Origin of the sequence: Halorubrum ezzemoulense DSM 17463, from assembly GCF_002114285.1 — an archaeon.
Lineage (GTDB): Archaea > Halobacteriota > Halobacteria > Halobacteriales > Haloferacaceae > Halorubrum > Halorubrum ezzemoulense.
Genome location: NZ_NEDJ01000029.1, coordinates 1 through 20,097, shown reverse-complemented (window position 1 = coordinate 20,097; position 20,097 = coordinate 1). Strand labels below are relative to the sequence as shown.

The 20,097-nt window shown below is 66.3% G+C and carries 24 protein-coding genes and 1 pseudogene; 15 read left to right on the top strand and 10 right to left on the bottom strand.

Translation table 11 applies throughout. From position 1 onward, the window contains the following. The first annotated feature begins 56 nt into the window (after positions 1-56). Positions 57-1,223, top strand: coding sequence for an inorganic phosphate transporter (locus tag B9H04_RS09600; RefSeq protein WP_049931675.1), 1,167 nt, complete (start codon positions 57-59; stop codon positions 1,221-1,223). Positions 1,224-1,252: 29 nt separating this feature from the next. On the opposite strand, the gene B9H04_RS09595 is transcribed toward B9H04_RS09600, so the two are convergent. Beyond that, positions 1,253-1,906, bottom strand: coding sequence for an undecaprenyl diphosphate synthase family protein (locus tag B9H04_RS09595; RefSeq protein ID WP_085682650.1), 654 nt, complete (start codon positions 1,904-1,906; stop codon positions 1,253-1,255). A gap of 79 nt (positions 1,907-1,985) precedes the next feature. On the opposite strand from B9H04_RS09595, the gene B9H04_RS09590 reads away from it, so the two are divergent. The 6 genes from B9H04_RS09590 to B9H04_RS09565 all read left to right on the top strand — a co-directional run bounded on the left by B9H04_RS09590 (position 1,986) and on the right by B9H04_RS09565 (position 7,223). After that, entirely contained in the window at positions 1,986-2,549 is a 564-nt protein-coding gene (locus B9H04_RS09590) for a hypothetical protein (protein ID WP_049931677.1), read from the top strand. 61 nt (positions 2,550-2,610) lie between these two features. Beyond that, entirely contained in the window at positions 2,611-3,081 is a 471-nt protein-coding gene (locus tag B9H04_RS09585; RefSeq protein WP_049931678.1) for a DUF5812 family protein, read from the top strand. An 82-nt stretch (positions 3,082-3,163) separates the two neighbouring features. Then, positions 3,164-4,048, top strand: coding sequence for a protein translocase subunit SecF (gene secF, locus B9H04_RS09580; RefSeq protein WP_049931679.1), 885 nt, complete (start codon positions 3,164-3,166; stop codon positions 4,046-4,048). Further along, a complete protein-coding gene (locus B9H04_RS09575) occupies positions 4,048-5,640 on the top strand; it encodes a preprotein translocase subunit SecD (RefSeq protein ID WP_049931680.1) in 1,593 nt (530 codons plus the stop codon). Before secF ends, B9H04_RS09575 begins: the two co-directional genes overlap by 1 nt. 180 nt (positions 5,641-5,820) lie before the next feature. Then, positions 5,821-6,525, top strand: coding sequence for a metal-dependent transcriptional regulator (locus B9H04_RS09570; RefSeq protein WP_049931681.1), 705 nt, complete (start codon positions 5,821-5,823; stop codon positions 6,523-6,525). After that, positions 6,522-7,223, top strand: a complete 702-nt coding sequence (locus tag B9H04_RS09565) for a TMEM165/GDT1 family protein (protein ID WP_049931682.1) — start codon at positions 6,522-6,524, stop codon at positions 7,221-7,223. Before B9H04_RS09570 ends, B9H04_RS09565 begins: the two co-directional genes overlap by 4 nt. Before the next feature lie 31 nt (positions 7,224-7,254). On the opposite strand, the gene rnhB is transcribed toward B9H04_RS09565, so the two are convergent. From rnhB to B9H04_RS09550, 3 genes are all read right to left on the bottom strand, one after another. Beyond that, on the bottom strand, positions 7,255-7,962 hold the full coding sequence (gene rnhB / locus B9H04_RS09560) for a ribonuclease HII (protein WP_049931683.1): 708 nt from the start codon (positions 7,960-7,962) through the stop codon (positions 7,255-7,257). A gap of 48 nt (positions 7,963-8,010) precedes the next feature. Further along, on the bottom strand, positions 8,011-8,382 hold the full coding sequence (locus tag B9H04_RS09555) for a 30S ribosomal protein S8e (RefSeq protein ID WP_049931684.1): 372 nt from the start codon (positions 8,380-8,382) through the stop codon (positions 8,011-8,013). A 149-nt stretch (positions 8,383-8,531) separates the two neighbouring features. Next, positions 8,532-10,166: a potassium channel family protein gene (locus tag B9H04_RS09550; protein ID WP_085682649.1), complete on the bottom strand. Its 1,635-nt coding sequence runs from the start codon at positions 10,164-10,166 to the stop codon at positions 8,532-8,534. Positions 10,167-10,276: 110 nt separating this feature from the next. On the opposite strand from B9H04_RS09550, the gene B9H04_RS09545 reads away from it, so the two are divergent. The 4 genes from B9H04_RS09545 to B9H04_RS09530 all read left to right on the top strand — a co-directional run bounded on the left by B9H04_RS09545 (position 10,277) and on the right by B9H04_RS09530 (position 12,373). After that, positions 10,277-10,675 (top strand): ArsR/SmtB family transcription factor, encoded by a 399-nt coding sequence (locus B9H04_RS09545; RefSeq protein ID WP_049931686.1) that lies wholly within the window; start codon positions 10,277-10,279, stop codon positions 10,673-10,675. Further along, positions 10,672-10,950, top strand: a complete 279-nt coding sequence (locus tag B9H04_RS09540) for a DUF7521 family protein (protein ID WP_049931688.1) — start codon at positions 10,672-10,674, stop codon at positions 10,948-10,950. Before B9H04_RS09545 ends, B9H04_RS09540 begins: the two co-directional genes overlap by 4 nt. A gap of 94 nt (positions 10,951-11,044) precedes the next feature. Then, positions 11,045-11,746 carry a helix-turn-helix domain-containing protein gene (locus B9H04_RS09535; RefSeq protein ID WP_085682648.1) on the top strand — a complete coding sequence of 234 codons (702 nt, stop codon included), beginning with the start codon at positions 11,045-11,047 and terminating at the stop codon, positions 11,744-11,746. A gap of 81 nt (positions 11,747-11,827) precedes the next feature. Next, a complete protein-coding gene (locus B9H04_RS09530) occupies positions 11,828-12,373 on the top strand; it encodes a DUF1684 domain-containing protein (protein WP_049931692.1) in 546 nt (181 codons plus the stop codon). Positions 12,374-12,491: 118 nt separating this feature from the next. Here the strand turns inward: B9H04_RS09530 and dpsA are convergent, their stop codons facing one another. Both dpsA and B9H04_RS09520 read right to left on the bottom strand, forming a co-directional pair. Further along, positions 12,492-13,040: a DNA starvation/stationary phase protection protein DpsA gene (gene dpsA / locus B9H04_RS09525; RefSeq protein WP_049931694.1), complete on the bottom strand. Its 549-nt coding sequence runs from the start codon at positions 13,038-13,040 to the stop codon at positions 12,492-12,494. A 79-nt stretch (positions 13,041-13,119) separates the two neighbouring features. After that, a complete protein-coding gene (locus B9H04_RS09520; protein ID WP_085682647.1) occupies positions 13,120-13,929 on the bottom strand; it encodes a carbon-nitrogen hydrolase family protein in 810 nt (269 codons plus the stop codon). Between the two features lie 87 nt (positions 13,930-14,016). Here B9H04_RS09520 and B9H04_RS09515 point away from each other — a divergent pair, with 87 nt between their 5' ends. The 3 genes from B9H04_RS09515 to B9H04_RS09505 all read left to right on the top strand — a co-directional run bounded on the left by B9H04_RS09515 (position 14,017) and on the right by B9H04_RS09505 (position 16,490). Next, positions 14,017-14,688, top strand: coding sequence for a DUF7384 family protein (locus B9H04_RS09515; RefSeq protein WP_049931697.1), 672 nt, complete (start codon positions 14,017-14,019; stop codon positions 14,686-14,688). A gap of 24 nt (positions 14,689-14,712) precedes the next feature. Further along, a complete protein-coding gene (locus B9H04_RS09510; RefSeq protein ID WP_049931699.1) occupies positions 14,713-15,714 on the top strand; it encodes an HhH-GPD family protein in 1,002 nt (333 codons plus the stop codon). A 107-nt stretch (positions 15,715-15,821) separates the two neighbouring features. Then, positions 15,822-16,490 (top strand): site-specific integrase, encoded by a 669-nt coding sequence (locus B9H04_RS09505; protein WP_049931701.1) that lies wholly within the window; start codon positions 15,822-15,824, stop codon positions 16,488-16,490. A gap of 1,022 nt (positions 16,491-17,512) precedes the next feature. Here the strand turns inward: B9H04_RS09505 and B9H04_RS09500 are convergent. Next, on the bottom strand, positions 17,513-18,004 hold the full coding sequence (locus tag B9H04_RS09500) for a hypothetical protein (protein ID WP_080508780.1): 492 nt from the start codon (positions 18,002-18,004) through the stop codon (positions 17,513-17,515). 254 nt (positions 18,005-18,258) lie between these two features. Here B9H04_RS09500 and B9H04_RS09495 point away from each other — a divergent pair, with 254 nt between their 5' ends. After that, positions 18,259-19,014: a glucose 1-dehydrogenase gene (locus B9H04_RS09495; RefSeq protein ID WP_049933570.1), complete on the top strand. Its 756-nt coding sequence runs from the start codon at positions 18,259-18,261 to the stop codon at positions 19,012-19,014. A gap of 232 nt (positions 19,015-19,246) precedes the next feature. Here the strand turns inward: B9H04_RS09495 and B9H04_RS09490 are convergent, their stop codons facing one another. From B9H04_RS09490 to B9H04_RS18105, 3 genes and pseudogenes are all read right to left on the bottom strand, one after another. After that, the gene (locus B9H04_RS09490; RefSeq protein WP_049933566.1) at positions 19,247-19,501 is read right to left on the bottom strand and encodes a type II toxin-antitoxin system HicA family toxin; all 255 of its coding nucleotides are present in this window, start codon (positions 19,499-19,501) and stop codon (positions 19,247-19,249) included. Positions 19,502-19,505: 4 nt separating this feature from the next. Further along, positions 19,506-19,790 carry a type II toxin-antitoxin system HicB family antitoxin gene (locus tag B9H04_RS09485; protein ID WP_049933568.1) on the bottom strand — a complete coding sequence of 95 codons (285 nt, stop codon included), beginning with the start codon at positions 19,788-19,790 and terminating at the stop codon, positions 19,506-19,508. A gap of 203 nt (positions 19,791-19,993) precedes the next feature. Then, positions 19,994-20,097: pseudogene (locus tag B9H04_RS18105) on the bottom strand (IS1595 family transposase); the annotation flags it as partial.

The window sequence follows — 20,097 nt, the reverse complement described above, 5'->3', positions numbered from 1 at the left end:
GCCGACGCGGACGGACCCCGTCCGTTTAACAGCGCGTGCGTCGTCTGTTCTCGTATATGGTCGAAGCTCTTCTTCTCGTCGGCGTCGCGGTGGCGGCGTTCGTCGGATACAACATCGGCGGGGCGACGACGGGACCGGCGTTCGGGCCGGCGGTCGGCGCGGACGTGCTATCGAAGGCCGGCGCGGCGGGGCTGATGTCGGTGTTCTTCTTCGTCGGGGCGGGGACACTGGGCCAGCGCGTCGTCACGACGCTCGGCGAGGACCTCGTCACCGGGGCGAACGTGTTTACGCTGGAGACGAGTATCATCGTCCTCTTTTTCATCGGCGGCGCGCTGTTCGTCGGCAACTTCGCCGGCGTCCCGGCGTCGACGTCGATGACGGCGGTCGGCTCCATCGCCGGGCTCGGGATCGCGACGAACACCCTCGACTGGGCGGTGATGGGCGAGATCGCGATCTGGTGGCTCGTCGCGCCGATCATCGGGTTCTGGGTCTCGGGCGTCGTCGGCCGCTACTTCTACTCGGCGATCGACCGCTGGGTGGCGATCGAAAGCACGGAGGGTGCGCTGTTCGAGTTCGACCGGTCGGGGCCGATACCGCGCCCGACCCTCGGCCCGAACACGACCCGACGCGAGCTGACGGGAGGAGTCGTCGTCATCGCGATCGGCTGCCTGATGGCGTTCTCCTCGGGAACCTCGAACATCGCGAACGCCATCGCGCCGCTGGTCGCGCTGGACGGCGTGGAGATGACGCCGATGATCCTCCTCGGCAGCGCCGCCGTCGCGGTCGGCGCGTTCACCATCGCCCGACGGACGCTCGACACGCTCGGTAACGACATCACCGACCTCCCGCTGACGGCCGCCATCGTCGTCGCGGTCGTCTCCTCCGGGATCGTGATCAGCCTCTCCGCGGTCGGCATTCCGGCGTCGTTCGTCATCATCGCGACCATGTCGATCGTCGGGCTCGGCTGGGGGCGCGCGACCCGCACGGTGACCGTCCGACAGGGGATCAAAGGCGAGAAGGAACCGACGGTCTCCGTCGGGGCGCTGACGGCCGACGAGATGCCGGCGATCGGGGAGGGCGACGCGAGCGACGTCCCCTCGGCGTCGGACCTGTTCAACCCGGGAACGAGCGCGCGCGTCGTGCTGATGCAGAACGTCGTGCCGATCCTCTCGACGGTGGGCGCGCTGGTGACGTTCACCGCGCTCTTCGCGTTCGTCTGGTAGCGGAACTCGACGGCCGCGGTCCGAGCGCGTCAGCGGCCGAACCGGCGCTGTCGGTCCTGGAAGTCCAAGACCGGGCGGAGATACTCCCGCCTGCGGAAGTCGCGCCAGTTCACGTCGGTGAAGTAGAGCTCGGCGTACACGGACTGCCAGATTGCGAAGTCGGAGAGCCGCTCGGCGCCCGTCTTGATGACCAAGTCGGGCTCTTCGGGGAATAGCAGCCGCTCCGAGACGTCGGCCTCGTCGATGGCGTCCGGCGTGATCTCGCCGGCCGCGACGTCGTTCGCCAGTTCGCGGACGGCGCCGGCGAACTCCGCCTTACCGCCGAGGCCAACCAGTATCCGGACCGGCGCGTCGGTGTCGCCCGCGGCGGAGTCGCCGCCGAGGTCGCTTCCCGCTTCCCCCGGCGCGTCGGCGTCTGGGCCGCGGACCACCGTCTCCGCGGGGACATCGAGCCGGCGGAGCTCGCGGATCAGCGTCGGAGCCACGGCCCCGTCGAGGACGGAGACGGAGACAGTGACGCGCTCCGCACCGTACTCGAACGCCCAGCCGATGGCCGACGACAGCGTGTCGAACGCGCCGTCGGCGAGGAGGTCCCGCTCCGTGAGGACGAGGGCGACGTGCGCCGGCGGCTCGGCGTCGTGGAGACGGTGGCGCGTCGCGAGATACGTGTCGTAGAGACCCACGTCAGGGGGATCCGGTCGCGCGTATAAATGGTTTCCCGACGACGAGGGGTTTAATTCGCTGACGCCCCTATCGGAGTCGATGGCAGACGCCTACCGCGGGGTGTTCGGCGCGATCCCGTACGCGTTCCGCGCGACCGAGTCCTGGACGATGCGGGCGTACGCCGCGCTCGGCGCGCTGGCGGCCGGGTTCGTCGCGCTCGTCGTCACTCTCGCCTTGGTCGTCTGGATGGGCGAAACCGTGTCGGCGCAAGGGGGGACGTTCCTGTTCTCGCGGTCGCTGTTCGTGGTCGCCGGGCTCGGCGCCGTCGGCCCGCTGCTCGCGCCGATACTGTTCGTCGCCCGGCGCCACCGCCGCGGCGACCGGGTCGCGGCCACGTACGACCGGTGGATGGGAGTCGCCGGCTTCCTGTTCCTGCTCTCGTTGTACCTCGGAATGGTCATCTCGGCGCCCGAGGGGCTCCGAGACCCGAGCGGCTCCGTCCTCGTCAACGCGCTGTACGCGCTCCCGCAGCTGGCGGGGTTCGTCCCGCCCGTCGCGGCCGCGCTCGCCGTCTTCGCGACGCACTTTCGACTCCGCGGCGGGACTGACGACGGCGCGGCCGTCGACGGCGACGCGTCGGGCGACGCCGGCGGGCCGGCGTGAAACGACGGCCCGCGGCCGCGGCTCGAAAGCCGGAAGTCGTCAGAGCGACTAGCCGAACGCAATGACCGACGAGAAGGAGAGCACGTTCCTCGTCACGCACGTCGAGAGCGACTCGGCGGTGCTGAAAGATGTCCACGACGGACAGGTTCACACGCTGAGCTCGAACCCCGGCCTCGACGTCGACGACGCCGTCGAGGCGACCGTCGCCCCCGACCCGCCGATGGAGGTCACCTATCAGGTGGTCGAGGTCGACGCGCGCCGCGCGCTCTCGATAGAGGAGAGCCCGGAGCCGCCGACCGTTCACGAGCGCGAACTCGCCGCGGAGACCCCGACGGGAGAACTCGCCCGGCAGGAGCGCGCGGGCGTCGGCGAGGTCCACGTGCTGACCCCGCCGGAGTCGGAGACGGAGGCGGCGGTCGCGGACGTGATCGACGACCGGGAGGGGACGCTCTCGCGCGCCGCCCGACTGGGCGTGAACCGCGTCGAGATCCGATCGGAGCCGGGCGTCGTCGCCGTGCGGTACCTCCCGTAACGCGGGGGGTTACAGCCTCGGTCGCCGCCGTCGGCCCACCAGATAAGAAGGCTTATTCGCGCCCGCGGAGGAAGCGGTATTTATGGTAGCGATCGAGGTGCCGGAAGTCAACTACACCGACTACTCGAACCGGCAGCTCGCGGCGGTGCCGCTCGCGTTTCTGGTCCTCGCGCTGGCGATTATCGGCGGCTGGGTCGTCGCCACCGGTGCGCCCGCGAACCTGGGACTGGAGTTCACCGGCGGCGTCGAGCTGCGAGTCGCGGACGACGCGAGCGGCGACGTCGAACAGCAGATCCAAACGGCCTTCGAGCGGGAGCCCGACTCGGTCCGAACGATCCCCGGCGACGACGTCGTCGTCGTCACGTTCCAGGCGTCACAGGACGATCCGGAGGGGCTCGCGAACGATCTCCAAGACCAGGCGGAGGCGGCGGGACTGACCACGACCGCGGTCGATCAGGTGTCGCCGAGCTTCGCGAGCGACACCGCGCGGACCGCCATCATCGGCGTGGCGATCGCGTTCCTCGGGATGAGCGTCCTCGTGTTCGCGCTGTTCCGGACGTTCGTCCCCTCGCTGGCGGTCGTCGCGTCCGCGTTCTCCGACCTCGTCATCCCGATCGCGGCGATGAACCTCCTCGGCATCCAGATGACGCTCGGAACGATCGCGGCGCTGCTGATGATCATCGGATACAGCGTCGACTCGGACATCCTGTTGAACGACTCCGTGCTGCGACGGACCGGCGAGTTCTACGAGTCCGTGAGCCGCGCGATGCGGACCGGGGTGACGATGACGCTCACTTCCATCGCCGCGATGGTCGTGATGGCGATCGGCGCCTCGGTGTTCGGGGTGGGGCTGCTCCGTGACATCGGGATCATCCTCGCGGTCGGGCTCTGCGCCGACCTGATGAACACGTACCTGATGAACGTCTCGCTGCTTCGCTGGTACAAGTTCGAGGGGGTGGCGCGGTAATGCTCGAACCGATCAAGAAGAACTGGCGAATCCTGCTGCTCGTCGTCGTCGTGATCGGGTCGTCCGTGGCGCTCTTCGCTCCCGGGTTCGGGCCGGAGCCGGCGCCCGGGGAGAACGTCAGCGAGGCCCAGCAGGGGGTCACGAACCTCCAGTACGGCCTCGATCTGGCGGGCGGGACGCGGGTCCGCGCGCCGCTTTCGGGATACACCGCGACGGATGTCGCGTTCGGCGGTGACACGCCCGAGAGCGTCGCGGACGCGGTCGCGGCCGAACTGGACAACGCCTCCGTCCGAAACGTCGGCGTCGTTCCGGAAGAGGGCGCGGTCGAGGTGACGAAGCCGTCCGTGACGGAGTCCCAGTTCCGCGCGGCGATGGACGCCGCGGGCTACGAGTACGCGGAGGTTCGGTCGGGTGTCACGCAGGAGACGCGCGACGAGACGATGAACGTCATCCAGGGGAAGATCAACGAGGCGGGCCTCTCGGGCGGCAGCGTCCAACAGATCCAGTCGATCACCGGGGAGTACTTCATCCTCGTCGAGGTGCCGGGGCAAGGCCGGCAAGAAGTGATCGACCTCCTCGAGGAGCGCGGGACCGTCCGGATCGACATCGCGTACCCGGACGGAAACGGCACCGCGGTTCAGGAGGGAACGCTGACCCAAGGCGACTTCGAGACGATCGGGACCGCGGCCCAGAGCGACCGCGGTACCGGAGCGTACGTCCCGGTCACAGTGCGCAACACCGCCGAGAGCGGCCAGTCGCCGGCGCACTCCTTCCAAGACGCCGTGGCGCAACGCGGCTTCGCCGACGCGTACCAGACGGGGGCGGACCGGTGCGGATACAACGAGGAGACCGGTGAGATAGAGAACTCGAACCCGTGTCTCCTGCTCGTCGTCGACGGCGAGGTCGTCAACTCCTTCGGGATGGACCCGGGCCTCGCGGACAGCATGGCGGCCGGCTCGTGGGCCGACACCGGGAACTTCCGGCTCACGACGGGCGAGTTCGCCGAGGCGCAGACCATTTCGCTGAACCTCCGCGCCGGCGCGCTCCCGGCCGACCTCGACATCAGCGGGGAGGGGACTTCCTCGTCCATCTCGGCCTCGCAGGGTGAGAACTTCCGGACGTACTCGCTGGTCATCGGCGTGCTCTCGGTGTTGGCGGTCGCCGGGATGGTGTTCCTCCGCTACCGCGAACCGCGCGTCGCGCTCCCGATGATCGTCACGGCGCTGACGGAGGTGTACGCCCTGCTCGGGTTCGCGGCGCTGCTCGGCTACCCGCTCGAACTCGCGGTGATCGCCGGCTTCATCGCGGTCGTCGGGACCGGTGTCGACGACCTCGTCATCATCGCCGACGAGGTGATGAGCGAGGGCGACGTGAACTCGAAGAAAGTGTTCGACTCCCGGTTCCGGCGGGCGTTCTGGGTGATCGGCGCGGCCGCGGCCACGACCATCATCGCGATGTCGCCGCTGATGGTGCTGTCGCTCGGCGACCTCTCCGGGTTCGCCATCTTCACCGTCCTCGGCGTGCTGGTCGGTGTGCTGATCACCCGGCCAGCGTACGGCGACATCCTGCGCCGCCTGCTGACGGTCAAATAAGCCGACCGACCGCGCGTCGGCGACCCCTAATTCTCGACCGGATGTGACGTTCGATCGGTTTCCGATCGCTCACAGCGACGGTTTTCGAGATCACCGTTTCGACTCGCCTCTCGTTATGCCTTTGGCAAGAACAGAAAACGCATCCGACAAACTATTAATTTAGACCAGTCAAAAACGTCTATGCCGACCGACGCCGTCGAAGATTATCTCAAGTCGATCTATCGGATCGAGTCGCGGGTGGGACCGCCCGTCTCGACCTCACAGATCGCGGACTCGCTCGACAAGACCCCCGCGACGGTGACAAGCATGGTGGAAACGCTCGCCGACCGCGGCCTGCTCTCCCGCGAGAAGTACACGGGCGTCGAGCTCACGCCCGCGGGCGAGGTCGCCGCGCTGGAGGTCGTCCGCCGACACCGCCTCATCGAGGCGTTCCTCGCAGAGCAGCTGGACTACGAGGCGACCGAGGTCCACGACGAGGCTGACGCGCTCGAACACCACGTCAGCGAGGAGTTCACGCGTCGGGTCGAGCGCGTCCTCGACTACCCCGCCGCCGACCCGCACGGTGACCCGATCCCGCCGGCCGACCTCTCGACGCCGGAGGACGCCGGGACGACGCTCGTCGCGGCGCTGGATCCGGGTGAACGGGGAACGGTCGCCCGCGTCAGCGACCGCGACCCCGACGTGCTGGAGTTCCTCGTCGACGCCGAGATAACGCCCGGAACGACCGTCGAGGTCGTCGATATCACCTCCTTCGGGCTGGTCACCGTCCGGACGAGCGACGGGGACGAACACGGGCTGCCGGAGGCGGTCGCGGACCGCGTGTACGTTCGGCGCGCCGCGGAGTCGACCGCCGCGACCGACGGTCAGGAGGCGGGCGACGCATGACCGGCTACGTCGAGATCGTCGCGATCGCGTTCGTGACGCAGCTCGCGGTGCTGCCGGGCGAGAAGGTACAGCTGATGATCGCCGGGCTCTCCACGCGGTACGATCCCAAGGTCGTCGTCGCGGCCGCTGGCTCGGCGTTCGCCGGGTGGACCGCCGTGGAGATCGCGTTCGGGCAGGCACTCCAGTCGGCGCTCCCGCCGGTCGTGTTGGACGCGATCACCGCGGTGTTGTTCTTCGTCTTCGCGGTCCTGCTGTACCGGTCCGCGCCGTCGCGCGGGACGACCCCGGAAGCGGAGCGCACCGACGGCGGCTTGGCCGCGTTCGACGACCTCTCGCTCCCGGGGCGGCTCGACAGGTACTCTGGGTCGCTCGGCGGCTTCTTCCCCATCTTCCTACTCACCGCGACCGGCGAGTTCGGCGACAAGACGCAGCTCGTCACCATCGGCCTGGCGGTCCAGTACGGCGCGACTTCGGCCATCTGGGCCGGCGAGATGCTCGCGATCATCCCGGTGAGCCTCGCGAACGCCTACTTCTTCCACACGTTCGCCGGCCGGGTCGACATGCGGCTCGCGCACTTCGGCTCCGCGCTGCTGTTCGCCTTCTTCGGCGCGGACACGGTGCTGGCGATCGCGACCGGCTTCTCGGTGTGGGAGACGATCGTCGGGACGCTCGGCGGGGTCATCGCCGGGCTGTTCTGAGGGCTGAGCGCCGAGCGGCTCCGGCCCGCTTTCAGAACTCGTCTAACGCCGACTGCTCGGCGGCCGCCAGCGCGTCCTCACAGGTCGCCCACGACTCGCGCGCACAGTCGGGTAGCGCCCTGTGGTCGCCGACGTACGCGGCGAGGAAGGCTCGCGTGGCCGGGTCGCTCGGGTAGCCGCTCCCGATGTCGTAGTCGGGATACGTGGCGTCGAGGTCGGCCATCGCGGCGTCGCGGACCACCTTGGCGACGACGCTCGCCGCGCCGACGACGGGGTCGTCCTCGTCGGCGCCGTGGGCGGCCGTCACGTCGACCGCGGGGTGGGTCCCATCGTCGCCGCGGGCTCCGTCCGCACCGTCGCCCTCGACGAACTCGCCGAGCCGCCGCGCGAACCGCTCCTCGCTGGTGTCGCCCGCGTCGGCGACGACGCGGACCGGTTCGGCGACGCCAGCGGGGAGGTCGGCGAGGGTGTCCCGGACCGCCAGCGCCTGACCACGGACGGTGAGGGTGTTCATGTCGGTGTCGGGGCGGTCGATCTCGTCGGGGTCAACGCGGGCGACGCCGACGGCGACGGCCGGGTCGCCCCGGAGGGCCGCCGCTATCTCCTCGCGTCTGGCCGGCGCGACCCGCTTCGAGTCGTCCACGCCGGCGGGGAGGTCCGCCGGGTCGGCGGCGACCGCCGCCGCGACCATCGGTCCGAGCGCGGGTCCCTTGCCGGCTTCGTCGACGCCGAGGTACACGCGTCGCTGGTGGGCGTGCGGGCTGAAATACCTTCAGAAAGGCCGCGTTCAGTCGAGCAGGACCGCGTTGACCTGGCCGGTCTGGCCGGGGCGGGATGTGACGCGTGCGCGGCCGGCGGATGTCTCGATGACGGCGCCCTTCGTGACGATGTTCCGGCGGGCGTAGTTGACGTTCGCGGGGTTGTCGACGACGTTCTCGATCTCGGCCTCGCTGACCTCGCCGTCGTCGGCGACCTGCGCGACGTTCGTCGAGAGGGCGCGGACCTTCTTCTCCGTGCCGCGGGAGTCGATGTACTGGAGTCGGGTCTCGCCGACGGTCGTCTCGGCGGGCTCGCGGCCGAGCTGGTGGCGCTTCTTGTTCGAGGCGTGCTTGAGTCGGCCGCCGGTCCGCTTGCGCGTGGAGCGTCCCTGGTCTTTCATACGGATACGAACAGCCAGCGAATACTTGAACCGTTCGACTCGTCGCGCCGAGACCGGCGGCGCGAGCGGGAGCAGCGGCGCGAGCCCGCTCGAATCCGCGGCGCGGGCCGAGTCAGCGCCGCGAGCCGAGCGGGCGAACCAACCCAGCTCTACGCGAACGCGCGCTCAAACGCGCGGACTCCCTCGTCGGTGCCGACGACGACGAGCTCGTCGCCCCGCTCGACCCGCGTCTCCGGGCCCACGTCGGTGACGAGCTCGTCGCCCCGTTCAATCGCGATGACGGTACAGCCGGTGGTCTCGCGGACGGCGGCCTGTCCGACCGTCCGGCCGACCAGCGCGGACGCCTCGGTCCTGACGACCTCGACGTGGGTGTCTAGCGAGAGCACGTCCCGGTCCGCGAGCACGGCCGACGCCGACATCCGCCCGGTCACCGTCGAGAGCGAGAGCACGTAGTCGGCCCCGGCGCGGTGCATCTTCGGCACGCTCTCGGCGTCCTCGACCCGCGCGAGCAGCTCCACGTTCGGCGCCAGGTCGCGCACCACGAGCGTCGCGAACTCGGCCGTCGTGTCGTCGGGGAGCGCGAGGACGACCGTCCGCGCGTCCGCGACGCCGGCGTCCCGCAGCGTGTCCGGCTCCGTCGCGTCCCCGACCACGTCGATCGCCTCGGCGCCGTCGCGGTCGACGACCGTCACCGGCAGGTCGGCCGATTCGAGCGCGTTCGCGACGGTCTTCCCGACCTGCCCGTGTCCGATGACGACCGTCTCGCCCGCGCCGAACCGGCGGGCTGCCGCGTTCGTCAGGTCCACGAGCCGCTCCACCTGTCCCTCGGTCCCGGAGACGAGCAGAACTGTCCCCGCAGACAGCGTCGCGTCCGGCGGCGGCGCCGCCTCGAACGCGCCGTTGAACCACGCACCGATCACGTCGACGCCGGTACGCTCGCCGATCCGACTCCCGGCGAGCGTCGATCCGGCGAGGCCGCTCCCGTGGTGGATCGATACCTCCGCGATCCGCAGGTCGCCGACCGCGACCGCCTCGTCGAGGTCGGTCCGCACCGCCGTCGTCACCTTCGAGGCGAGGCTCTCGCCGAGCAGCGACCGCGGGGAGAGCACCTCGTCGGCGCCGGCGAGCCGGTGGTACCGCTCTCGGCTCGGGTCCGCGACGACGCTTAGCGCGCGGACGTCGGCCGAGAGTTCCTTCGCGGCGAGGACAATGCTCGCGTCGACCCGGTCCGGGAGGTCGGTGACGAGGGCGCGGGCGGCGCCGAGGCGGGCGCTCTCGAGCCCCGCCGTCGTCTCCGGGTCGGCGCGGATCACCATGTGACCCGCCTCGTACAGCGCCAGCGCCCGGTCCGGGTCGGGTTCGACGACGACGTAGGTGACCCCCGCCGAGTCGAACTCGTCCAGGAGCGCGTCGGAGCGCGTGGTGTCGGAGGCGACCACGACGTGGCCGCTCAGGTCCGCGTCCAGCGACCGGGGGACGGTCGTCGAGAACGCGGACTCGAGGAGCGGCGTGGCGACGACCGGCAGCGCCCCGATGAGAAGCACCATGCCGACCAGGTCCATCACGGCGATGAACGCGTGCATCTCCTGGGTCTGCCACGACGAGGCGTCGCCACCGAACCCGGTCGTCGTGAACATCTCGATCGCGAATTGGAACGACTCGATCAGGGTGCGCGGGTCGTTCTCGTACACCCGCATCCCCCACCGGTAGGAAACGGTGGTGGAGACGAGCACGACGGCCACGAACGCGATGTACCCGCCGACTCGACGCTTCCACGTGTCCATGGTATCGCCGTACGGCGGCGCCACACAAAAGAGGGAGGAGTGGCGGCCGCGAGCCCCGCCGCCTCGGCGGAAATTCAATGGTTTAAGTCCCGGGGGCCGAACCGTCACGCATGGTGCGGGACCCGTCGCGAGAGCCGGAGCCGCCGTCGGTCGACGAGGTGCTCGACGCGCTGGCCGACGACGCGGCCCGTCGGATCGTCGCGGCGCTCACCGAGCCGAAGACCGCGAGCGAACTCTCCGAGGAGTGCGACATCCCCCTGTCGACGACCTACCGGAAACTGGAGATGCTCACCGACGCCTCCCTGCTGTCGGAGTCGACCGACATCCGGCGGGACGGACAGCACACGACGCGGTACTCGGTGTCGTTCGACGCCGTCACCGTCTCGGTCGGCGACGGCGACGAGGGCGACGCGGGCAGCCGCGAGTTCGACGTGGAGTTCTCTCGGCCGGAGCGGACCCGAGACGAGCGACTGGCCGACCTGTGGTCGGAGCTACGAGAGGAAACATGACTCCCTACATCGACCTGACGATCATCGTCGCAAAGACCGCCATCCTAGTGCTCGGTGGCAGTATCACCTACTACGCGCTCCGCGCGTACGACCGGACCGGCGACCGGTCGCTGCGCGAACTCGGCGTCGGCTTCGGCATCGTCACCGTCGGGGCGCTGTTGGGCGGCGTCTCCCACCAGATTATCGGCGCCGACCTCGCGGTCGGCATCGCCGTCGACGGCCTCCTCACGGCGATCGGGTTCGCGGTCATCGTCTACTCGCTGTACTTAGAGTGAGCCGCGGCCGCGTCCTCGCCCAGGCCGGGCTCCGGTCGGTTTCGACGCGCGACGAACGGTACCCTTTCGCGGCGTTCGGTCGTCCGTTCAGGCCATGAGCGACGCACGCGAGGAGCTCTCCCGCCGGATCGCCGGCGAGATAACGCTGAGCGACGACCCGGGCGCGACGCTCCGGAAGTGGCGGACCGACTTCGACGTCTCACAGACGGAGCTGGCCGACCAGCTCGGCGTCCCCTCGTCAGTCGTCTCCGACTACGAGAGCGGCCGGCGCGAGAGCCCCGGGATCGGCGTCGTCCGGCGGACCGTCGAAGGACTCCTCGACATCGACGAGCGCCGCGGCGGCGGCCGCCTCCGACAGCACGCTCGGGTGCTCTCGGCCGGGTTCGAGAGCGACATCGTCCACGACCTCCGCGAGTACTCGACGGCGGTCCCCCTGGCGGACTTCTACGACGCGATGGGCGCGACGGAGGTCGTCCGCGGCGACCACGACCACGTGAACGGCCACACCGTCATCGACTCGATCCAGGCGATCACGCGGCTCTCCAGCGAGGAGTTCTACCGGCTGTACGGCCAGTCGACGAACCGCGCGCTCGTGTTCACCCGGGTGACGCGCGGCGAGTCGCCGCTCGTCGCGCTGCGGGTCGTGAGCCCGACGCCGAACGCCGTCGTGCTCCCCGGGATCGAGGACGGCGACCTCTGGGACCACGCCGCCGACCTTGCCCGGGTCGACGGCGTGTCGCTGGCCACGTCGAACCGCGACCTCGACGACTGTCTGGCCGACCTCCAAGCGCTGTGACGGCGTCGCGACCGCTTCGGCGGTAGAGACACCGGCGCCGGAACCGCGAGCCTGAAACCGCCGGCGCTCGTCGGACCGGGCATGAGCGAGGACTACGCCGAGCGGCTCCGCGCGAACCGCCGGGAGAAGGACGAGTTCTTCGACGACCACCCGCAGTCGCCGATCCCCCCGGAACACCGGGACGAGTTCGACGGGCTCGACTACTTTCCCCCGAACCCGGACTACCGCGTCGAGGCGACCGTCACCGTCCACGACGGCCCCGATCCGGTCGAGATGGAGACGACCGCGAGCAACCCGGTCCGGTACCTCCGGATCGTCACCTTCGCGCTCGAGATTAACGGGACGGAGCACACGCTCGCGGGCTACCGCCAGGAGGGCGACGACGGCGCCGTCTTCGTCCCTTTCCGCGACAAGACGACCGGCCAGCAGACGTACCACCAGGGTCGGTACATGGAGCTGGCACCCGAGCGCGAGCTCGCCGACGGCGACGCGGTCACGATCGATTTTAACCTCGCGTACAACCCCTTCTGCGCGTACAGCGAGACGTTCTCCTGTCCGCTGCCGCCGGAAGAGAACTGGCTGGAGGTCGTCGTCCCCGCGGGCGAGCGGGCCCCGGACCTCGACTGATCGGCGAGGCGATCGGAAGTACAATTGGTGACGCGGTCGACTGTGCGGCCGCTACGTAGCGCGAAAAAGCGGAAAATCGAACGTCGGGACGTGCCGGAAGCAGTCCGCCGGGGCCGGTCTACTCGAGCGTCTCGCTCGTGACGAGCGTGTCGTCTTCGAGGTAGTGCTCGAGGTGGTGGCCGTGTTCCTCGATGTCTTCGAGGATGTCACGGAGCTGCTCTTCGGTGTTGTAGTCGCCGAGGTTGTTGGCGAGCTGGATGTGCTCGCGGAGCTGCTCGGTGATGTCGCCGAACATCTCGAGGTCGTGCTCCAGCGACGTCCGGATGTCGTAGGCGTCGGCGTCCTCGGGGGTCACCGGTGCGTGCTCCTCGTAGTTCGCGCCGCCCGAGAGCGGCACGCCGCCGAGCGCCTGCGCGCGCTCCGCGAGGACGTCGGCGCCCTCTTCGAGGTCCTCCGCGACTTCGCCGAGGTACTCGTGGATGCCGAGGAACTCGGCGCCCTCGACGAGCCAGTGGTGCTTCTTGACCTGGTGGTAGAGGACGTACGTCGCCGCGAGGTCGCTGTTGAGCGCGTCGACGAGCTGTTCTGCCTTCTCCTCGGGGACGCGGAGCGCTTCGCTCTCGTGAACGTCGCCGTATCGCTGACGTGACTGCTTCTGGGTGCTCATTTCAACTATACATACGCGCGCGACCTACTTAATAGTTCCTACTGAGAAAACTACTTTTTCGAAACTGAAAAGAATAGTTTCAGATGTCGTCGACAGCCCCCACCAGATCGCGCTGCGCGGAGAGCGTGTCTCGGTCGAGGGTCGCGGTCAGCGTCGCCGGTTCCCGGCCGAGCTCGGCGGCGACCGCGCCGTCGGGGCGGACGACGAGGGAGTTGCCCGCGTAGGTCGCCGCCTCCGCCGGACGCGCGCCGCCCGCGGTTCCCGTGCGCCCCGCGCCGACGGTCCACCTGACCCCGTCGAGCGCGCGCGCTCGGACGAGGAGCCGCCAGTTCGCGACGTGGTCGGCGGGCCACGCGCCGACGACGACGAGGGCGTCGACCGCGCGCTCAGCGAACCACGCGCTCTCCGCGACGAAGTTGAGGTCGTAGCAGGTCAGCAGTCCGGTCGGTCCGGCGGGCGTCTCGACGATCACGCGGTCGCCGCCGGGCTCGACCCACTCCGCCTCGTCGTCCCACAGGTGTCGCTTGCGGTAGGCGGAGAACTCTCCGCCGCCGTCCTCGGAGGACCCTCCCGGCGGGACGTACGCGGTCGCGTTGTATACGGCGTCGCCGTCCCGTTCGGCGTACCCCGCGACCACGGCCGGGCCGGCGGTCTCGGCGACGGATTCGAGCCGTGCGCGCGCCACGTCCCGGGACAGCGCGGCCTCCCGGAGCCGTTCGTCGGCCACGAACCCCGTGAGCGCGTACTCGGGAAACACGGCGAGGTCGACGCCGCTCGGCAGGTCGGCGGCCCGATCTCGAAGTCGGTTCGCGTTCGCGTCGACAGCGAGGTCCTCGACCGGGACCTGCGGGACGGCGACGGTCGGATCGTCGGAGGAGCGATCGGTCACGCGGCGGACTTCGACGCGGCGGCCAATAACGTTCGGCCTCTCCGTCCGGCCGCAAGGACGATACGCCCGCGGCGACGACCGGCGGGCATGACCTTCGGCGACCTGTTCGAGCGCGCGGCCGCGCTCGGCGGCGACCTCGACGAGGCGGACGTGCGACGAGCGCTCGACGCCGTGCGCTCGACGGCGGACGGGAACGGTGGCGATTCCGGGGGCGACGGCGACTCCGGCGGTGAGGGGAACGAAGTGACCGACCCCCTCGATCCCAGCCCGGCCCGCGTCGTCGCCGGTGCGGACGCGCTCGCGGCTGATCTCCTCCTCGGCGGCGACGCCCGTGAGGCGCTCGACGCGCTCCGGTCGCACGCGTGGACGACGCTCGTCGCCAGCGACCCGCTCCTCGACGACGCCGAGGCGGTGATCGCGTCCCTCGCGGAGCCAGAGCTAGCGGCAGACTGGCGCGACGCGGTCGAGGCGTGGCGCGAACCGGTCGCGCAGCCCTCGGGCGATCATCCCGCGCTGGCGTCCGCCTACCGCGGCGGCGCGATGCAGGTGATAAGCCTCGACCCCTCGCTGACCGGGCCGGGGGCAGCGGCCGGGCTGCGCGACAGACTCCCCGTGAGCGTCCGGGAGTCGCGCGCGTTCGCGACGGTGTTCGACCCGGCGAAGCTGTATCCGGACGCGGTCGGCGGGGAGTACCCCGGCCCCGACCGCGACCCGCGGACGATGGCGCCGGCCCGCACCGACGGGGACCAGCACCGATAAACCGCCGCCGCCCGGACCGGGGATATGACCGACTCGGACGGTGCGGGCGACCGCGCCGAGGGCGAGAGCGGCGGCAGCGAGGGCGGAGGCGCTAGCGGCGAGGGGGATCCCGAGGACGCGCCGGAGCTCCCCGCCGACCGCGACGCGGTCCGCGACGCGCTCGTCGACTGGTACGAGGCCGACCACCGCGCGTTCCCGTGGCGCCGCACAGAGGACCCCTACGAGATCCTCGTCAGCGAGGTGATGAGCCAGCAGACCCAGCTCGACCGGGTCGTCCCCGCGTGGGAGGACTTCCTCGACGAGTGGCCGACGACCGCCGACCTAGCCGCCGCCGATCGAGCCGACGTGGTCGCCTTCTGGTCCGACCACTCGCTGGGGTACAACAACCGCGCGAAGTACCTCCACGAGGCGGCCGGACAGGTCGAGGACGACCACGACGGGACGTTTCCCGAGGACCCAGACGGACTGAGCGAGCTGATGGGCGTCGGACCCTACACCGCCAACGCGGTGGCGTCGTTCGCGTTCAACAATGGCGACGCCGTCGTCGATACCAACGTGAAGCGGGTGCTGTATCGGGCATTTTCGGAGATACATGATGCTGATGAACCAGACTACGAAACCGTTGCGAGCGCTCTTATGCCGCCCGGAGAATCCCGCGTCTGGAACAACGCAATCATGGAACTTGGTGGTGTCGCCTGTGGGAAGAAGCCCCGCTGTGACGAAGCGGGTTGTCCATGGCGCGAGTGGTGTCATGCTTACCAGACTGGCGACTTCACCGCGCCCGATGTGCCCACACAGCCGAGTTTCGAAGGAAGTCGGCGGCAGTTCCGTGGTCGTATTGTTCGGGTTCTCAGTAACCACGACGAGATGAGTCTCGATACCCTTGGACACAAAATTCGCGTGGACTATACACCAGACGGCGATTACGGACAGGAATGGCTTCAAGATCTGCTTTCAGATTTAGATGATGACGGGCTAATTGAGGTAGAGGAATCAGGCAATGAGACGATCACTCGTCTTGAGTAGCTTCATCCGGTATTCGCCTACCGATAGGCCCGATCTCGCAGTCAAATCGACCCCCTCAGACACCCATTCCACACGGTTTTTAGTAGCATCTCTCAGTTAAGCCTACTATGAGGCTCGACGACTACCCCAAACGAGACGGGAAGCGGGTCTGGCTCAGCCAGAGCGACGAGAACGACGAGGTCGCAGCGCTCATCGACGAGGCGAAGTCCCCCGAGCAGGAGATTGCGTTTCGACTTGGCGTTCAGGCCGGCCTCCGTCGCGAGGAGATCGCCAGCGTCACCAGCAACGACTTCACGCACGCTCCCGACGGCTTCCTCCGCGTCTGGAACGACTATGCGAAACGCGGGAAGTATCGCGAGACGCCGATCCCGAAAGAACTCGCCAGTTCTGTTCGGACGCTGTCGTACGAGCGTGATCCTGACGAGCCGGTTGTCGGCGTTGAGCCGAACTCGATCTATCGCTGGGTGAAGCGAGCTGGCGAGCGACGCTACGCGGCAACTGGTGACCAGGGATGGACTTATCTCGATGTCCATGACCTCCGACGGACCTGGGGCGGACATCTCTTGTGGGACTGTGGTGTCCTTCCCGCCGTGGTAATGAGCTTCGGTGGGTGGGAAGACTGGGAGACGTTCCGGAACCACTACCTCGGAGAAATGAGTCCGGCAGCTGCCGAGCGAGAACGCAAGAAGATCTCGTACGTCACGGGCAGCGTCGAGTCCGACCCGGGTGCGGATCCGGTTTTTGAGCCGACGATTCAGTCGCGTTCTCTCTACTGATCTATAGGCCTAATCGTAGGCCAATTTGTAGATGGCTCTTGCCCAACCTAGCGAAACAACTATTCGATATATGATATAGGCTGCTACTGACTGCTGAATAGAGAGGGTGTAGTCTGCGTAAGTATCGAGTCAGAGGTCTCGGTCCACAATTTACATGCCCGGCCACAATCACATTCTTTCCAACAGCCTATGTCCGAAAAGTCGCCCGGAAGGTCTTCCAATAGGTCCACCAATTCACGATGGTGGTATGGAGTCGCGTTCTTCATCGTGGTTTTTGTGCTAGTGCAGGCCTCATACAGTCTTCTTCAGTTGGTGAGCGAACCACTGGCCGGTTCTCCACCCAGCCTCGTGCCCTCCAGTCCAGAGACTGGCTTGCTATTCTTATACTCCTTGCTCTCGGTGGTAGCGACCGTTCTAATCGGGGGCCTTCTAGCCCCACTGTACTCACTCTGCATCTATCTCGATACCAGAGCACTCCGTCAGAAAGAATGTGACTGGATACCAAACCGAGTGCTGTGGGGCGGCGTTGCTATACTGCACTTGGGTTCGTTTGTGTTCTCGGCCGTGCAACTAATCACGATTCCGGCTGGTGTAGTCTATCTGTACAAGCGTCACAAGGAGATCGGGCTCAGATAACCACACAAACGGTTTAATTTGCAGTGACCGACTCGCGCCCCGTATTCATCACGGAATGTTCTATCAATTTGCGAATAGTAGTGTTTCACTGAGTTCGGGAAGAGCCTTGTAGATTTGATTTTACTGTTCAGAAACCCCGTTTCCTGTACGCTATTTTGACACTAGCGTCTTGCCAGTTTTATTTCAAAACTGTCGCCGAAGTCGTGATATGGTTATTAGTGTTCGGTTAATTCTCTCAGTAATATCCTATGCGGTCCAAGATTGCTTGAGCCGGGCGTACACGGCAGGAGCGACCGATACTCAAACCGCACAGAGCTGTCGGCTGGGGATTAACCGAACGCGGATGATGATACGGTCACTATGTGGTTTTGAAAAACTCGACCTCATCAGGACCCATTGGGCTGTCCGCCTTCCTGAGGAGCGGGGAAATCAGACGCGGATAGCAGCGAGTTTACTGGGTCGGCATCAAGCGTGCCTAATACTGCCGCGGCCGGCCCGCTGACGAGAACCGCACCTACCTGCTCGTTGGTGTTTTGGACAGTGAGCCCCTCAGCATCAGCTGCGTACGTTCGCACGTCCTCAATCGCGGCCGAAATAATCTCTATCTGGGCGTCACGGAATTCTACCTGCGCGTCCTCCCGCGAGAGATTCTCCTCTTGAACACGTGTTCCAATTTCTTCTTGAGCTTCCTGAATCTCGTCTTGAACATCAAGTGCGATCGTTGCGCTCGCCTCGTTGTCGTTCTCGGTTCCGCCCTCCTCGGCATCGGTCTGTTCAGTTACGTTGCCGTCCGAGCCCGCGAGGTCGCCACATCCAGCGAGCCCGAGTGTGGAGCCGGTTACTGTTGCTGCCAGTACGTTTCGTCGTGACGCGTTCATTACATACTCTCATCTCTTGGTTCACTTGTTGGTTTCGTCAGGCTCGCGCCTGCTGGTCGCACACATTTTTGAATCTCTTGACAATTACATCGACAATTAAAATTCAAAACTAAATCAGCCGATTATTTCTCTGTAAAATTATTTTTCAGGGAGAGGCAGTCATACTATCTTTGTATGAAATCTTGCCGATAGATATATAATGGTTGTTTATTAATGTTTAATACTCCACGTGAAACAGCGTGGTGGAAGACACTATGAACGGAATACAAGACGGAGTTGCGGTCGTCACTGGCGGTGGATCGGGAATCGGTCGACAGTCGTCACTTCGGTTTGCCGAAGCAGGAGCAAAAGTCGTTGTCGCCGATATCGACGAGGAAGGTGGCCAGGAGACAGTTGAGATGATCACGAGTGACGGCGGCGAAGCGACGTTCGTCAAAACAAACGTCACCGACTCTGACGATGTTGACGCGATGGTACAGACGGCACTCGACGAGTACGGCGGGCTTGACTTCGCACACAACAATGCCGGCATCGCAGATGAGGGTAATCGCCTTGCTGAATATGACGAGGCGGAGTGGGATCGGATGATTGACGTGAATCTGAAAGGCGTCTGGCGATGTCTGAAAGCCGAGATTCCGGAGATGATTGAACGGAGTGGTGGCGCCATTGTTAACACTTCCTCGGTCGCTGGCGTGAGTGCGAACGGGAGCGCGCACTACGCGGCCAGCAAACACGGTGTTATTGGACTGACTCGACGGGCAACGGTTGATTACGCTGAAGATGGAATCCGGTTCAACGCTGTCTGTCCGGGTGTCATCGAAACGCCAATGGTCCAACAGGCGGGTGAGGACAACAGCGAGGAAATGGACCGCATCACTGCGGGTATTCCAGCAGGACGCCTCGGTGAGCCCCAAGAGATAGCCAATACAGTCGTTTGGCTCTGTTCGGAGGATTCCTCCTACGTGATGGGACAGCCAATCATTGTCGACGGAGGGTTGCTTGCTCAGTAGCTGAACAAATATCGCAGCGGTGGCTTTCGTTACGGCGGCACCGTGGGGTGTGTTTTTTCATACTATACACCAGTTCCCGGGAGTTCCACACAATAGAAATAGCGATTTAATTCGACTTTGAAGCCCGTATACGGCTATTTACGGCGGCACTACGGTGTCTTCCCACCCCGCATTGCTGCCACAATCACAATTCAGCAGTCGGTCATCACTGGACCGAAGAGGTTGGTATGAGCTACCTGTTACGCTTGATCCACGCACAGAATTCGTCGAAATCCTTTGCGCCGGCCTGCTCGGCGATGCTCCGCAACGTTCCCATATTGACCTCGTCGTGTAGAGGGACCGGAACAGTACGCGCGTCCGAATCGTGGTCTACGGGCGGTTCCCAGCGGAGTATCGCATGGTCACCGTTCGTTCGGTCCCACTCGTAGATACCGCTGTTCACCATCACCTTCACGATCTCTTTGCCCGAAAACGTTCCTTGTGCCATACAGTCACTGGAACACGTCAGACTCGTCCAGTGACCCAGAGTTGTTCTGTTCCGGGTTAATCCCCATCGTACGGAGTTCCTCGTCGCTCGGCGACTCTCCAGCACCGTGATAGCCGGCGACGGCCTCGTCGAGGTTTTCGAGCGCTGCCTCCCGGGTCTTTCCTTGCGACGTGACACCGGTGTCTTCGTCACGAGCAATCCACATGTCTCCGCTCTCGCCAACAGACAGTGAAATGTTGACCGGCAGTATGGGCTCCTCATCGCCGGGGTCGTCGATGTCTGTACTCATGACTCTAGAGAGGCTTGGGAGTCGAATAAATCTGGTGTGTGTAGTGGATCGTGTTGTATTCGCTCTCTGTATTCGGCATGAGCTTGACGAACTACTAGCGGCCGAGGATTTCAACAGATCCGCCCCTAGATGTGTTAGAATCCTACTACTATGGATCTCAAATCCTGTTTGAAACGTTCACGCTCTTCGGTAGACTGGCGGAACTAGCGGAATACATTGACAGCGATACAGTCCACGAGACTGTGGATCGGTGCCCCAGTAAGGTTCAGTGACCGGAGGAAGCCGTAGGTCCGAGCGGCCTGTTCCA

Bases quoted from the DNA above. Each gene is read 5' to 3' on its own strand.
- B9H04_RS09495 (WP_049933570.1), top strand. From the start codon at position 18,259: ATGAACGGAATACAAGACGGAGTTGCGGTCGTCACTGGCGGTGGATCG.
- B9H04_RS09585 (WP_049931678.1), top strand. From the start codon at position 2,611: ATGACCGACGAGAAGGAGAGCACGTTCCTCGTCACGCACGTCGAGAGC.
- B9H04_RS09500 (WP_080508780.1), bottom strand. From the start codon at position 18,004: ATGAACGCGTCACGACGAAACGTACTGGCAGCAACAGTAACCGGCTCC.
- B9H04_RS09555 (WP_049931684.1), bottom strand. From the start codon at position 8,382: ATGAAAGACCAGGGACGCTCCACGCGCAAGCGGACCGGCGGCCGACTC.
- B9H04_RS09515 (WP_049931697.1), top strand. From the start codon at position 14,017: ATGACCTTCGGCGACCTGTTCGAGCGCGCGGCCGCGCTCGGCGGCGAC.
- dpsA (WP_049931694.1), bottom strand. From the start codon at position 13,040: ATGAGCACCCAGAAGCAGTCACGTCAGCGATACGGCGACGTTCACGAG.
- B9H04_RS09535 (WP_085682648.1), top strand. From the start codon at position 11,045: ATGAGCGACGCACGCGAGGAGCTCTCCCGCCGGATCGCCGGCGAGATA.
- B9H04_RS09590 (WP_049931677.1), top strand. From the start codon at position 1,986: ATGGCAGACGCCTACCGCGGGGTGTTCGGCGCGATCCCGTACGCGTTC.
- secF (WP_049931679.1), top strand. From the start codon at position 3,164: ATGGTAGCGATCGAGGTGCCGGAAGTCAACTACACCGACTACTCGAAC.
- B9H04_RS09550 (WP_085682649.1), bottom strand. From the start codon at position 10,166: ATGGACACGTGGAAGCGTCGAGTCGGCGGGTACATCGCGTTCGTGGCC.
- B9H04_RS09565 (WP_049931682.1), top strand. From the start codon at position 6,522: ATGACCGGCTACGTCGAGATCGTCGCGATCGCGTTCGTGACGCAGCTC.
- B9H04_RS09575 (WP_049931680.1), top strand. From the start codon at position 4,048: ATGCTCGAACCGATCAAGAAGAACTGGCGAATCCTGCTGCTCGTCGTC.
- B9H04_RS09540 (WP_049931688.1), top strand. From the start codon at position 10,672: ATGACTCCCTACATCGACCTGACGATCATCGTCGCAAAGACCGCCATC.
- B9H04_RS09505 (WP_049931701.1), top strand. From the start codon at position 15,822: ATGAGGCTCGACGACTACCCCAAACGAGACGGGAAGCGGGTCTGGCTC.
- B9H04_RS09485 (WP_049933568.1), bottom strand. From the start codon at position 19,790: ATGAGTACAGACATCGACGACCCCGGCGATGAGGAGCCCATACTGCCG.
- B9H04_RS09545 (WP_049931686.1), top strand. From the start codon at position 10,277: ATGGTGCGGGACCCGTCGCGAGAGCCGGAGCCGCCGTCGGTCGACGAG.
- B9H04_RS09530 (WP_049931692.1), top strand. From the start codon at position 11,828: ATGAGCGAGGACTACGCCGAGCGGCTCCGCGCGAACCGCCGGGAGAAG.
- B9H04_RS09490 (WP_049933566.1), bottom strand. From the start codon at position 19,501: ATGGCACAAGGAACGTTTTCGGGCAAAGAGATCGTGAAGGTGATGGTG.
- B9H04_RS09600 (WP_049931675.1), top strand. From the start codon at position 57: ATGGTCGAAGCTCTTCTTCTCGTCGGCGTCGCGGTGGCGGCGTTCGTC.
- B9H04_RS09570 (WP_049931681.1), top strand. From the start codon at position 5,821: ATGCCGACCGACGCCGTCGAAGATTATCTCAAGTCGATCTATCGGATC.
- B9H04_RS09510 (WP_049931699.1), top strand. From the start codon at position 14,713: ATGACCGACTCGGACGGTGCGGGCGACCGCGCCGAGGGCGAGAGCGGC.